This is a genomic window from Citrobacter sp. Cb023 (assembly GCF_030336805.1).
GTDB classification, from domain to species: Bacteria; Pseudomonadota; Gammaproteobacteria; order Enterobacterales; family Enterobacteriaceae; genus Citrobacter; species Citrobacter braakii.
In genome coordinates this window covers 202,008-216,298 of record NZ_JAOWCV010000034.1, presented here as the reverse complement: position 1 = coordinate 216,298, position 14,291 = coordinate 202,008, and the positions used below count along the sequence as shown (strand labels likewise).

Sequence of the window (14,291 nt, the reverse complement as noted above, 5' to 3'; positions counted from 1 at the left end):
AAATTATCCTTTTGAATTGTTAGGTTGAGGTATATCGCTGGCGTGAGTCTGGAGATATTTCAACAACGTACGGTCTTCCACCGGATTAAGCCGGTAGTAGGTGGACATGGATTTCAGTCCGGCGATCCAGCCATTCGCGGAATAACGGGTCGGCGGCGGCGTGCTGTGGCAAGCGCTACAGGTGGATTGCAACATCTGATCGGCGTATTGCCAGAGGGGGTCAATATTGTCGGTAAAACCCTCCGCCGAACTCCAGGCCATCACGCTGACCTGCTGCCACTCCTGATGTGACTCCGGATCAACCTGTGTTTGCTCAACCTTCACGTTGCTCATCAGCGAGGCATCTAATACGGCAGCAAAAACGCGTTTACCCATATACTGGGTAATCACCCGTCCCCGTCCTTTGCTTTCCCGCCAGCCGGTCAGCTCTATCTGAACGTTTTTTCCTTCTCTTTTCAGCACACGCACTTGCGTTGCCGGGTACAGCATGGCTTTACCTGCCGGGCTCTCTGCTGTCGCAGTCAGTGATTTTTCGCCTAACGAATACAGCGTCGTCGCCGTGGGTAACTGCTCTCCCTGACGCTGCAGCTGCTTGTAACGATCGCGAAAACCGCTGCTCATATCGGGTTTGTGATGGGCAATGCCTTTGTGACAATCGATACAGTTACTGTCTTTTGCCGCCGCCGCGGTCATTTGCGCCGCTGCATTTGCCGATTGCTTGCCGTGATCCATCGCCTCGTAGCTATGGCAGGATTTACACGCCGCTGAATTATTCGCGCTCATGCGCGCCCATTCTCGCTGGGCCAACTCCGCCCGCTTTGCGGCAAATTTTTCCGGGGTATCGATCGAAGGAGAGATAAAGGTGTGGTAGAGGTCGTTTAAGGCTTGCGTTTTACGAACCAGCGTTGGGACGATGCCTGGCGGAATATGACAATCCTTACACTCCGCACGCACACCAGAAGCATTACGAAAATGCACGCTGGTTTTATACTCCTCGCCAGATGTGCGCATCGAGTGACACGATAAACAAAACTCGGTAGAACTGGTGTAATGAACGCCTTGCCACGTTCCCCAAATAGCCAGGGCCATTGCTACCGCCCCGGCGAATGCGCACCATAGTGCGTTTTTTCTTATCCACGACATGCTTGCCTCCATTTTTTTAATAGCGACACGCTAAGGGATAATAAAAATCAAAAATAGAGACAGCGAAGGCAGATTATAGGAACAGCATCCACTCTATGAGGTTCGTCAAATAGTAAAGAGCAGAAGTCCGTAATATAATCACCATCTATAAATAAGGAATTTATCATGCTCAAACTGACTCTCGATAGAGAAAGCCGGACTCCGCTGCAGTTGCAGATATTTCAATTTTATTTACAGGCCATTCAGCGGGGTGATTTGCTGTGTGGAGATAAACTCCCCTCTATTCGCGAGCAGGCTCAGGCATTGAACATTGCCAAAATAACGGTAGTGATGGCCTATGATAAGCTGATGGCGGCTGGATTAATTAAGAGCCGACACGGCATTGGCTATGAGGTGATATTCACCACGCCTGTACGTGTAACCCCAGCGCATGTGTCCGTACCCCAGGGCTCTCCGCCAGTAACACCAAAAGCGGCCGGGGTCTCTACCGATGTTTACGCAGAGCCTGGGCGGGAGTGCTACTGCCGGATGGGCGTCCCCGATCCCAATGCTTTTCCCTGGGCAAGCTGGCGAAAATGGAATAACGCGCCAAGCGTACTTAAAGAGCAATTGTTTACCCGATATCATTCATCAAATGGATTATTTTCACTGCGTGAGCAACTAGCCAGGTACCTTAATTTATCTCGCGGCATTAATACCCGGGCGGAGAACATCATCATTACCAATGGGATTCAGGAAGGATTGTCGCTGCTCAGTCAAATATTTATTGTTCATCATGCCGTCAGTCAGCAAAAAAGGTGCCACGTTGTGGCCGAATCCCCTTGCTATTCTGGCGCATGGCATCTGTTTAATTATTACGGTGCAGACATTACGTCAATTGCTGTAGATAACCACGGGCTGCAAACAGATAAATTACCCGAATATGAAACCCAGCTTTGCTATGTGACTCCGGCTCACCAGTATCCAATGGGAAGCGTCCTTTCGCTGGAGCGCCGTCAGTCATTATTGACGTGGGCGCAGCGCGTCGGCGCTTATATCCTTGAAGACGACTACGATGCTGTTTTTACCTATGGCGAGAACCCCCTTCCTGCCCTGAAAGCTATGGATTATCACAACCGGGTTATCTACATGGGGACATTTTCCAAAACGCTGGGGCCGGGAACGCGTCTTGGCTATCTCATTTGTCCTGATGAACTGCTCCCGGCAGTAAAGAATATGAAAGCACTCAATAACAATGGCAGTCAGTGGTTATTGCAGCAATTTTTAGCCGAATTAATGCAAAATCAGGTGTTTTACTCGCACATCAGCAAGCTGGCCTGCAACTATGCGGCGCGCCTCAATCTGTTACGCGATGGCCTTTCTGTTCTGTTTCCGTCAGGGAAAATCGCTGGCGCAACGGCGGGTCTGCACCTCTCGTTACGCGTTGACAGACACCCAGATATGATAGCCAGGCTGCAACAGCGCTGCCTGCTGGCAGGGATCCGCTTTGACACTCTGCCAGATATTGAAAATGGCTCAGGAGCCGCATGGCGTAGGGAGAACAGCGATGCTGTTATGTTTTTCGGGTTTGGCGGATTGCAGATACAGCAGATCAAAAAGGTGCTGTCGGTACTGGAGCAGGCGCTAGCGCAGCCTTGATGAATTTCAGGGATCGCGCCTGCGGCACAATCCCTGTTGTTAACCTTACAGCAGATCGCGGAACTGCGTTTGTTTTAACGCCAGCTCAACGCCGCGAACTTCCGCCAGCCCTTTCAGGCGACCAATCGCGGAGTAGCCTAGGTTGGTTTTCTTGTGCAGGTCGTCAAGCATCTGGTGTCCGTGATCCGGACGCATCGGAATAGGACGCAAATCGCCCGCCTTTTTACGGCGCTGTTCTTCGCTCAGGATGGCAGCAACCACCGATACCATATCCACATCGCCTTGCAGGTGCGCACCTTCGTGGAAGGTTTTCGGGTTATCTTCACGGCAGGTGGAGCGCAGATGCGTGAAGTGGATTCGATCGCCAAAGGTTTCGATCATTTTCACCAGATCGTTATCGGCGCGCACGCCGTAGGAACCGGTGCACATGATGAAACCGTTATTGATGCTGTCGACGGTTTCTTTCAGCCACTGCATATCTTCGATAGTCGAAACAATGCGCGGCAGGCCGAGGATCGGACGCGGCGGATCGTCAGGGTGAACAGCCAGACGCACGCCGACTTCTTCCGCCACAGGCACAATCTCCCGCAGGAATACCGCCATATTATCGCGCAGATCGTCTTTGCTGATGCCGTCATATTCAGCGAGGCGCGCACGGAACTGATCCAGCGTATAGCCCTCTTCCGCACCGGGCAGGCCGGCAATGATATTGCGGGTCAGCTTTTCGATATCGGCATCGCTCATAGCATTGAAGTAATTCAGCGCCTGGCGTTGTTCTTCTGCGGTGTAATCCGCTGCGGCGCCTGGGCGCTGAAGAATATGCAGTTCGAAGGCCGCAAAAGCAATCTGGTCAAAACGTAGCGCTTTGGAGCCGTCCGGCAGCTGATATTCGAGATCGGTACGTGTCCAGTCGAGGATCGGCATGAAGTTATAGCACACGGTATCGATGCCGCAGGTCGCCAGATTACGGATACTTTGCTGATAATTGGCAATCCACGTTTGATACTGGCCTGAACGCGTTTTGATATCTTCGTGGACAGGAATACTTTCCACCACCGACCAGGTCAGCCCTTTTTCAGCCAGAATAGCCTGACGCTGTTGAATCTCTTCTACCGGCCACACTTCACCGTTGGGAATGTGGTGCAAGGCGGTCACAACACCCGTTGCGCCAGCCTGACGCACATCATCAAGCGATACCGGATCGTTAGGTCCGTACCAACGCCAGGTTTGTTCCATTGTTTCACCTCACAAGTTGTTATACCAAATTAAACTACCTGAATGACGACTACCATACAGCCATCCCGGAGATGTTCAACAGATGGCCTATCATTGATTGATCCAGCTCACATTCCCCGGATAAATGAGGCACACCAATTCAATTTGCTGTCATATAACTTTATACTGCCATTGTTAATTAATGGTTAATCAGGTGTATTTAATGAAAACTATTGCCTCAGCGCCACTGGCGGAAAATGTCATGATGCCGCAGTACGACCGCCAAAAATTAAAAACGCGGATTGTACATTTTGGTTTCGGTGCTTTTCATCGCGCCCATCAGGCGTTATTAACCGACAGGGTGCTGAATGCGCAGGGCGGAGACTGGGGGATTTGCGAGATCAGCCTGTTCAGTGGCGATCGGCTGATGCGTCAGCTTCGCGAACAGGATCATTTATTTACCGTGTTAGAAAAAGGGGTTAACGGCAACCAGCCTATTGTTATCGGTGCCGTTAACGAATGCCTGAACGCCACACTGGATTCGCTGGCGGCCATTATTGAAAAATTCTGCGAGCCTCAGATCGCGATTGTCTCGTTAACCATCACTGAAAAAGGCTACTGCATCGATCCGGCGACGGGTTCGTTAGATCTCTCTAATGCGCGTATTATTCACGATCTGCAGACACCGGCTGAACCGCACTCCGCCCCCGGTATAATCGTAGAAGCGCTGCACCGCCGACGTGAACGTGGACTGCAGCCGTTTACCGTCCTTTCCTGCGATAACATCCCGGACAATGGTCATGTGGTAAAAAATGCCGTACTGGGGATGGCGGAAAAACGCTCTCCTGAGCTGGCGCACTGGATCCAGGAACACGTCAGTTTCCCGGGTACTATGGTGGATCGGATTGTTCCCGCCGCCACCGAAGAGTCGCTGGCTGAAATCGCCCGTGAGCTGGGCGTTGCCGATCCTTGCGCAATCAGCTGCGAGCCGTTTATTCAGTGGGTGATTGAAGACAACTTTGTCTGTGGTCGTCCGCAATGGGAAACCGCGGGTGTCCAGATGGTTGAAAACGTCTTGCCGTGGGAACAAATGAAACTGCGGATGCTGAACGGCAGCCATTCGTTTCTCGCTTATCTCGGCTATCTGGCCGGATTCCAGCACATCAGCGACTGTATGCAGGATAGCGCATTTCGTGAAGCCGCTTACCGGCTAATGCTCACCGAACAGGCCCCCACGCTGCAAATTACCGATGTTGATTTAAACCAGTATGCCTTAAGCCTGCTGGACCGCTTTGCCAATCCGGCGCTGAAACACAAAACCTGGCAAATCGCGATGGATGGTAGCCAGAAATTACCCCAGCGAATGCTGGAAGGGATCCGCGTGCATTTAGCACGTCAAAGCGAGTGGCCGCTGTTGGCGCTCGGCATCGCAGGCTGGATGCGCTACGTGAGCGGTGTGGATGATTCAGGCGCTACGATTGATATTCGTGACCCGCTCAGTGAGAAAATTGCCGCTCTGGTGGCACAGAGCACTGAATCAGAACGCGTCAGCGCCCTGCTTTCGCTGCATGAGATTTTCGCCGCCGATCTCGTACAGAATCCGCAGTTTGTCGCGGCCATTCAACAGGCCTGGCAACGTATTGCCCAATACGGTGCGCATCAGGCTGTCATTGAAACGTTAAAAAATTAACGATTTCTGCCATTAAACAGGACGAAGCACGTCTTCGTCCCCTCACCCCTTCTCTTTTTCCCCATTTTTCGCCAGGATTGTTAAATGCCATTACGGTAATTTATGATTCTGGAGTAATTGTGACTAAAACCAATCTCATCACTGGTTTTCTCGGCAGTGGCAAAACCACCTCTATTCTTCATCTATTGGCGAACAAGGATCCCGCAGAGAAGTGGGCCGTGCTGGTCAATGAGTTTGGTGAAGTAGGTATTGATGGCGCCCTGTTAGCCGACAGCGGCGCATTGCTAAAAGAGATCCCCGGCGGCTGTATGTGCTGCGTTAACGGTCTACCGATGCAGGTTGGCCTCAATACGCTGCTGCGTCAGGGAAAACCCGATCGATTGCTGATTGAACCCACCGGCCTCGGACACCCCAAACAAATTCTGGATTTATTCACCGCACCGGTTTACGAACCGTGGATCGATCTGCGCGCGACCCTCTGTATTCTTGACCCCCGGCTGTTACTGGATGAAAAAAGCGTCGCCAATGACAATTTCCGCGATCAGTTGGCCGCCGCAGATATCATTGTTGCCAATAAAGCCGACCGCGCCACAGCGGAAAGCGAAAACGCCTTGCAAACATGGTGGCAACACTACGGCGGTAATCGCCAGTTGGTTCATGCCGACCATGGGCAAATTGACGGGCAGTTACTGGATTTACCCCGACTAAACCTGGCAGAGCTTCCTGCAAGCGCAGAGCACGCCCATAGCCATGCAGACAAAAAGGGACTGGCGGCATTGAGTCTGCCGTCACAGCAGCGCTGGCGGCGCAGCCTGAACAGCGGCCAGGGCCATCAGGCCTGCGGTTGGATTTTTGACGCCGATACGGTGTTCGATACCATCGGTCTGCTGGAATGGTCCCGTCTTGCCCCCGTGGGGCGCGTGAAAGGTGTCATGCGTATAAAGGAAGGGCTGGTGCGCATTAACCGCCAGGGAGACGACTGGCATATTGAGACGCAAAACGTCGCGCCACCGGATAGCCGTATTGAACTCATCGCCGATACTGAGACCGACTGGAATACGCTACAGAGTGCATTGTTGAGACTTCGTTTAGACGCTAACGCGTAAGGTTGCCTTCGTTTTTATAGCAATGGTAAACGATGATGAAAACCCGATACCCTCTTATTCTCCTACTCAATATTGCGGGGCTGGCGCTGTTTCTGTCCTGGTATCTTCCTGCCGGACATGGGATCTGGTCTTCATTGGATACGGGCGTTTTCCGCTTCTTTAACCAGAAACTGGTGGAAAGCCCGCAGTTCTTGTGGATTGTTGCTATTACCAATAACCGGGCATTTGATGGTTGCTCATTGCTGGCAATGGGCGCCTTGATGCTGCATTTTTGGCTGAAAGAAACGTCGGAAGGTCGCCGACGCATTGTCGCTATTGGCCTGGTTATGCTGCTCACCGCAGTGGTATTAAATCAGTTAGGCCAGGCGCTTATTCCCGTTAAACGCGCCAGCCCTACTCTGATGCTGGATAATATTTATCGCGTCAGCGAACTGCTGCATATTCCGACTAAAGATGCGTCCAGAGACAGTTTCCCCGGCGATCACGGTATGATGCTGCTTATTTTTTCCGCATTTATGCTGCGTTATTTCGGAAAAGTCGCCGGAATAATCGGCCTTATTATCGCTGTGGTTTTTGCCTTTCCACGCATAATGATTGGCGCTCACTGGCTCACCGATATCGTGATCGGTTCCATGACTGTCGTCTTGATTGGTCTGCCCTGGTGGCTAATGACACCGTTAAGCGACCGATTAGTCACTCTGTTTGCGAATTATCTGCCCGGTAAAAACAAACATTTTTTAAACAAATAACGCACATTAATTAACATCATCAGGGAAAACTCTGATTCCCTGATGATGCTTGTCGATATTTCATCATTCTGGCTGTCATTCTCCCGTCATCTTATTCATCTTTAAAATGATTGGGTTGCGTCTTTTTTATCCCGATTGTTCTTAATTTAGGCAATGCCGGTTATTCACTTTCTGTATCAATTTTTCTTATAAGAAATCACGTAAATTCACTCGCAATGACCGGACCGATCGGGTAATCTCGAACTCGTTTTGCCTCGCGGGATAATTATTCTCTTCAGGAATAAATTTGTGCGTTCTGCCACAGATTTGACCTTAAAGAATTGTCTCATCGTGCGATGGTAATTAGTCTCGTCACGTTTGGCATTTTTTATAACGATATTTATCGTTAAGGACTTCAAGGGAAAACAAACAAAATGGTCAAATCTCAACCGATTTTGAGATATATCTTGCGGGGCATACCCGCGATAGCAGTTGCGGTTCTGCTTTCTGCATGTAGCACAACGAACACCGCCAGGAATATGCATTCTGAGACGCATGCTGTGGGCAATGGAGATAACTCTTCACTGCAAGCCTCTCAGGATGAATTTGAAAATATGGTCCGTAATATAGATGTTAAATCACGTATTATGGACCAGTATGCTGACTGGAAAGGCGTGCGTTACCGCCTTGGCGGCAGCACCAAAAAAGGTATTGATTGTTCAAGCTTCGTACAACGTACGTTCCGCGAGCAATTTGGTTTAGAGCTTCCTCGCTCAACCTACGAACAACAGGAAACGGGTAAATCCGTTTCGCGCACTAACCTGCGCACAGGCGATCTGGTTCTGTTCCGTGCTGGCTCCACTGGCCGTCACGTCGGTATTTATATCGGCAATAACCAGTTCGTACACGCCTCGACCAGCAGCGGCGTTATCATTTCCAGCATGAACGAACCTTACTGGAAAAAACGTTACAACGAAGCTCGCCGGGTCCTGAGCCGCAGTTAATTTCGTTTGGCAGCTATCCCTTGGCTATCCTGATGAGACATTTTGAAAAGCACTGCTTCGGCGGTGCTTTTTTTTTGCTTTGTCTTGTGACTAAGAAAAATCTCACAAGGTGAGTCATTTCAGGTTATATTCATACAGAATAAGCGGTTAACTCAGGTAAACATAAGGAACTATGTTTAAACGCTCCTCTTCATCCAATCAGAAAATCCTGCTTTCCTGTATGTTAACGGGGCTTATCGTCGCGCTCCTGGTGAGTACCCTGCAATTTTTCGTGACCTGGCATAAACGAGACATTAAGTACGACACGCTCCTTTCCGATATCCAGAATTATGTCAGCAGCTACTTCGCCGATCTCAAATCCACCACAGATGACCTTCAGCCACTGGTCGCCAACAGTTGCCAACAAGTCGCTGCTCAACTGACCTCCAGCGCGGCCTTTAGCCTCAACGTTCGCGCATTTTTACTGGTCAAAAACGGCATTGCTTTCTGCTCCTCCGCAACGGGCGCAATGTTCACCCCGATTTTAGATCTGGTCCCAAGCCTCGATATCAGCAGAAATATTGATGTGGAATTACTCCCCGGCACGCCCATGATGCCGAACAAGCCGGCGATAATGATTTGGCACCGGAACCCATCGTTCACTGATAGCGGCGTGTTTACCTCACTGAATATTAATCTGGCCCCTTACCTGCTTTATACCGCCCGACAGGATGATTTTAATGGCATTGCCATAGTCGTCGGTGATAACGCGATTTCAACATTTTCATCACGGATTATTGATGCCTCCGCTCTGCCCCACTCTCACTGGCGGCAGGCGACCGTGGAAGGTATTCCGCTACAGATTCGTTTATATGCCGATGAGTGGACCTATACCGACATCTGGTATTCGATTATGTTGGGATGCATGGCGGGGATTATTGCCGCGCTTCTTCTCTGGTACTACATCTACACCATCCGTTTACGTCCGGGCAAAGATATACTCAACGCAATCAAACATAACCAGTTTTATGTGGTGTACCAGCCCGTGGTAGAGGTGCAGACACTGGAGGTGAAAGGTGTAGAGGTGTTATTACGCTGGAATCATCCGACAACGGGTGAGATCCCACCGGATGCTTTTATTCACTACGCTGAATCCCAGAAAATGATTGTCCCGCTGACCCAGCATCTCTTTAAGTTGATAGCCCAGGACGCACCGATGCTGCAAAAAGTGTTACCCGCTGGAGCAAAATTGGGGATCAATATCGCGCCAACGCATCTGCACGGCGAGACGTTTAAAGACGACATTCATCACCTGCAGGCCTCGCTTCCCGCAAACCATTTCCAGATGGTGCTGGAAATCACCGAACGGGATATGCTTAATCAACACGAGGCCACAAAGCTTTTTGAATGGCTTCATTCCGCAGGTTTTGAAATTGCCATTGATGATTTTGGCACCGGTCATAGCGCGCTGATTTATCTGGAACGCTTTACCGTTGACTACCTGAAAATCGATCGCGGCTTTATTAACGCCATTGGAACAGAGACCCTGACCTCTCCGGTTCTGGACGCCGTGTTGACACTCTCTAAGCGTCTTAATATGCTGACGGTTGCTGAAGGGGTTGAAACGCCTGAGCAAGCCCGTTGGCTGCGCGATCGTGGAGTGCATTTTTTCCAGGGATACTGGATTAGCCGACCATTAAAACTTGCTGATTTCGTGCGTTGGATGGCGCAGCCCAATAAGCCGACGTGGTGATCGCAGTATGCGAATCATATACTCTCACTCGCCGCCACATCCCTTATCTTTCAGGCATGATGCCCGTCGGGTTGTGGCAGGAAAAGGAAATCGCATTTAATGATCCCTCGCGTATTGCTGCTGTTTATCGCCCTCATCGGGTTTAGCGCCGAGGCGCAGTCCATCAAAGAAAGCTATGCTTTTGCCGTACTGGGCGAACCAAAGTACGCGTTTAACTTTAATCACTTTGATTACGTCAACCCTGCGGCCCCCAAAGGCGGGCAAATCACCCTCTCCGCCATCGGCACGTTCGATAACTTCAACCGCTATGCGATGCGCGGTAATCCCGGAGCACGTACCGAAACGCTTTACGATACGCTGTTTACCACCTCTGACGATGAACCTGGCAGCTATTATCCGCTCATCGCCGACAGCGCACGCTATGCTGATGACTATTCCTGGGTAGAAATCGCCATCAATCCGCGAGCGCGTTTTCACGATGGCTCCCCCATTACCGCCAGCGATGTCGCATTCACCTTCCACAAATTTATGACTGAAGGCGTGCCGCAATTTCGCCTGGTCTACAAGGGAACAACGGTAAAAGCGATCGCGCCATTAACCGTACGTATTGAATTAGCCAAACCGGGTAAAGAGGACATGCTCAGCCTGTTTTCATTACCCGTGATGCCAGAGAAGTACTGGAAAGATCATAAGCTCAGCGATCCCTTATCATCGCCTCCGCTCGCCAGCGGTCCTTATCGCATCACGAAATGGAAGATGGGTCAGTACATTGTCTATTCGCGCGTCAACGATTATTGGGCCGCTAATCTGCCCGTCAACCGTGGCCGCTGGAACTTTGATACCATCCGCTACGACTACTATCTGGATGACAACGTCGCCTTTGAAGCGTTTAAGGCCGGAGCGTTTGACCTGCGTCTTGAAAACGATGCCAAAAACTGGGCGACACGTTATACCGGTAAAAATTTCGCGAATCATTACATCATCAAAGATGAGCAAAAAAACGAATCCGCCCAGGATACGCGTTGGCTGGCGTTTAATATTCAGCGCCCGGTGTTCAGCGACCGACGGGTGCGAGAAGCCATCACCCTGGCCTTTGATTTTGAATGGATGAATAAAGCTCTGTTCTATAACGCCTGGAGCCGGACCAACAGCTATTTTCAGAATACCGAGTATGCCGCTAAAAATTACCCCGATGCGGATGAACTGGTAATACTTGCGCCCTTGAAAAAAGATCTCCCTCCTGAGGTCTTCAGCCAAATTTATCAGCCGCCGAAATCAAAAGGCGATGGCTACGATCGTGACAACCTGTTGAAAGCCGATGCCTTACTGGAGCAGGCAGGATGGGTACTTAAGGGACAACAGCGCGTAAACAGCGCCAACGGTAAACCCCTGAGCTTTGAACTGTTGCTCCCGGCGGGCAGTAACAGTCAGTGGGTGCTGCCGTTCCAGCACAACTTGCAGCGCTTAGGCATTACAATGAACATCCGCCAGGTTGATAACTCACAAATCACAAACCGGCTGCGCAGTCGTGACTATGACATGATGCCGAGATTGTATCGCGCAATGCCGTGGCCAAGTTCGGACCTGCAAATTCTCTGGGCCTCTGAATATATTGACTCCAGCTATAACGCCCCGGGCGTGCAAAGCCCGGTGATTGATAAACTGATCAACCAAATCATCGCGGCGCAGGGTGATAAAGCCAAACTAATCCCACTTGGTCGGGCACTGGACAGGGTATTAACCTGGAACTACTACATGTTGCCGATGTGGTTTATGGCAGAGGATCGCATCGCCTGGTGGGATAAGTTTTCGCATCCAGCTATTCGCCCCATTTATACCATTGGTCTCGACAACTGGTGGTACGACGTTAACAAAGCGGCGAAACTGCCAGCAGCCAGACGGCAGGGAGAATAAATGGGCGCTTATCTGATTCGACGTCTGCTACTGGTGATCCCAACGCTTTGGGCCATCATCACCATCAACTTTTTTATCGTGCAGATTGCCCCCGGTGGTCCAGTTGAGCAGGCCGTCGCCGCTATTGAGTTCGGACAAAGCGGGGCATTACCCGGCGCGGGTAGTGAAGGCATTCGCGCCAGCCACGCGCAAACCGGCGTCGGCAATATCAGCGACAGTAATTACCGAGGTGGCCGTGGTCTTGACCCGGAAGTGATCGCCGAAATCACTCGCCGTTACGGGTTCGATAAGCCCATTCATGAGCGTTATTTCAAAATGCTCTGGGACTATATTCGTTTTGATTTCGGCGACAGTCTGTTTCGTAGCGCCTCAGTGCTGACGCTTATCAAAGACAGCCTGCCTGTTTCCGTCACGCTGGGGCTATGGAGTACGCTCATTATCTATCTGGTGTCGATACCGCTTGGGATCCGCAAAGCCGTTCACAACGGCAGCCGATTTGATGTCTGGAGCAGCGCATTCATTATTATTGGCTATGCCATACCGGCCTTTTTGTTTGCGATTTTACTGATCGTCTTTTTTGCCGGGGGCAGCTATTACGACCTGTTCCCGCTTCGCGGACTGGTTTCCGCCAATTTTGATTCCCTGCCCTGGTATCAGAAAGTGACCGACTACCTTTGGCATATTACCCTGCCAGTGCTGGCGACGGTGGTTGGGGGGTTTGCCGCGCTAACCATGCTGACCAAAAACTCATTTCTGGATGAGGTACGCAAACAGTATGTCGTCACCGCGCGCGCCAAAGGGGTCAGCGAGAAAAACATTCTGTGGAAACATGTGTTTCGCAATGCCATGTTGCTGGTAATCGCTGGCTTCCCAGCAACGTTTATCAGCATGTTTTTTACCGGTTCGCTGCTGATTGAAGTGATGTTTTCACTTAACGGTCTGGGACTACTGGGTTATGAATCCACCGTATCACGTGACTACCCGGTAATGTTTGGCACGCTCTATATCTTCACCCTGATCGGTCTGCTGCTGAATATCCTCAGCGACATCAGCTACACGCTGGTCGATCCCCGTATTGATTTTGAGGGACGCTAATGTCGCGATTAAGCCCCGTCAATCAGGCCCGCAGGGCGCGTTTTCGCCATAACCGTCGCGGCTATTGGTCGCTGTGGATTTTTCTACTGCTCTTCGGCCTTAGCCTGTGTTCAGAACTGATTGCCAATGATAAGCCGCTACTGGTGCGCTACGACAGTAGCTGGTATTTCCCCCTGTTCAAAAACTACAGTGAAAGCGACTTCGGCGGACCATTGGCGACCCAGGCTGATTATCAGGATCCGTGGTTACAGCAGCGCCTGGAAAACCGGGGCTGGATCCTGTGGGCGCCGATACGCTTTGGAGCCACCAGCATTAACTTTGCCACTGATAAGCCCTTCCCTTCCCCGCCTTCTGCACAAAACTGGCTGGGAACGGACGCCAACGGTGGTGATGTTCTGGCACGGATCCTCTACGGCACACGTATTTCTGTCCTGTTTGGATTAATGCTAACCCTGTGCTCCAGCGTGATGGGGATCATGGCTGGCGCAATCCAGGGCTATTATGGCGGCAAGGTGGATTTGTGGGGGCAACGATTCATTGAGGTTTGGTCAGGTATGCCAACGCTGTTTTTGATCATACTGCTGTCGAGCGTGGTCCAGCCAAACTTCTGGTGGCTACTGGGCATTACCGTGCTGTTTGGCTGGATGAGCCTGGTTGGCGTGGTACGCGCGGAATTTTTACGTACCCGAAACTTTGATTACATTCGTGCCGCTCAGGCGCTCGGCGTGAGCGATCGCAGTATTATTCTGCGCCATATGCTGCCCAATGCGATGGTCGCCGCCCTGACCTTTTTACCGTTTATATTATGCGCCTCGATCACCACTCTGACCTCGCTGGATTTTCTTGGCTTCGGCTTACCGCTTGGCTCGCCATCGCTGGGAGAACTCCTGTTACAGGGTAAAAACAACCTGCAGGCACCGTGGCTTGGCATCACCGCGTTCATCTCCGTTGCCCTGCTATTATCGCTACTGATATTTATTGGTGAAGCGGTACGCGACGCGTTCGATCCCAACAAGGCGATTTAAG

At 51.0% G+C, this 14,291-nt stretch carries 11 protein-coding genes; 9 read left to right on the top strand and 2 right to left on the bottom strand.

The window, feature by feature from the left end; all coding sequences use genetic code 11:
- Window positions 1-3 precede the first annotated feature (3 nt).
- Window positions 4-1,143, bottom strand: a complete 1,140-nt coding sequence (torC, locus tag OGW44_RS11270) for a pentaheme c-type cytochrome TorC (RefSeq protein WP_049042001.1) — start codon at window positions 1,141-1,143, stop codon at window positions 4-6.
- A gap of 165 nt (window positions 1,144-1,308) precedes the next feature.
- Here torC and pdxR point away from each other — a divergent pair, with 165 nt between their 5' ends.
- Window positions 1,309-2,781 (top strand): MocR-like pyridoxine biosynthesis transcription factor PdxR, encoded by a 1,473-nt coding sequence (gene pdxR / locus OGW44_RS11265; protein ID WP_080858913.1) that lies wholly within the window; start codon window positions 1,309-1,311, stop codon window positions 2,779-2,781.
- Between the two features lie 45 nt (window positions 2,782-2,826).
- Here pdxR and uxuA read toward each other — a convergent pair whose 3' ends face one another.
- Complete coding sequence (uxuA, locus tag OGW44_RS11260; RefSeq protein WP_185654863.1) at window positions 2,827-4,017, bottom strand: mannonate dehydratase; 1,191 nt, start codon at window positions 4,015-4,017, stop codon at window positions 2,827-2,829.
- 202 nt (window positions 4,018-4,219) lie between these two features.
- Between uxuA and OGW44_RS11255 the strand changes: the two genes are divergently transcribed.
- From OGW44_RS11255 to OGW44_RS11220, 8 genes are all read left to right on the top strand, one after another.
- On the top strand, window positions 4,220-5,686 hold the full coding sequence (locus OGW44_RS11255; protein ID WP_185654864.1) for a mannitol dehydrogenase family protein: 1,467 nt from the start codon (window positions 4,220-4,222) through the stop codon (window positions 5,684-5,686).
- A gap of 119 nt (window positions 5,687-5,805) precedes the next feature.
- The gene (locus tag OGW44_RS11250; protein ID WP_185654865.1) at window positions 5,806-6,792 is read left to right on the top strand and encodes a CobW family GTP-binding protein; all 987 of its coding nucleotides are present in this window, start codon (window positions 5,806-5,808) and stop codon (window positions 6,790-6,792) included.
- 35 nt (window positions 6,793-6,827) lie between these two features.
- Complete coding sequence (locus tag OGW44_RS11245; RefSeq protein WP_019077242.1) at window positions 6,828-7,541, top strand: phosphatase PAP2 family protein; 714 nt, start codon at window positions 6,828-6,830, stop codon at window positions 7,539-7,541.
- 413 nt (window positions 7,542-7,954) lie between these two features.
- Window positions 7,955-8,524: a bifunctional murein DD-endopeptidase/murein LD-carboxypeptidase gene (gene mepS, locus OGW44_RS11240; protein ID WP_003027474.1), complete on the top strand. Its 570-nt coding sequence runs from the start codon at window positions 7,955-7,957 to the stop codon at window positions 8,522-8,524.
- A 172-nt stretch (window positions 8,525-8,696) separates the two neighbouring features.
- The gene (locus OGW44_RS11235; protein WP_016153749.1) at window positions 8,697-10,256 is read left to right on the top strand and encodes a cyclic di-GMP phosphodiesterase; all 1,560 of its coding nucleotides are present in this window, start codon (window positions 8,697-8,699) and stop codon (window positions 10,254-10,256) included.
- Between the two features lie 99 nt (window positions 10,257-10,355).
- Entirely contained in the window at window positions 10,356-12,170 is a 1,815-nt protein-coding gene (locus OGW44_RS11230) for an extracellular solute-binding protein (RefSeq protein ID WP_047500957.1), read from the top strand.
- Entirely contained in the window at window positions 12,171-13,265 is a 1,095-nt protein-coding gene (locus OGW44_RS11225) for a microcin C ABC transporter permease YejB (RefSeq protein ID WP_016153751.1), read from the top strand.
- Window positions 13,265-14,290, top strand: coding sequence for an ABC transporter permease (locus OGW44_RS11220; RefSeq protein WP_185654866.1), 1,026 nt, complete (start codon window positions 13,265-13,267; stop codon window positions 14,288-14,290). Before OGW44_RS11225 ends, OGW44_RS11220 begins: the two co-directional genes overlap by 1 nt.
- Window position 14,291 lies beyond the last annotated feature (1 nt).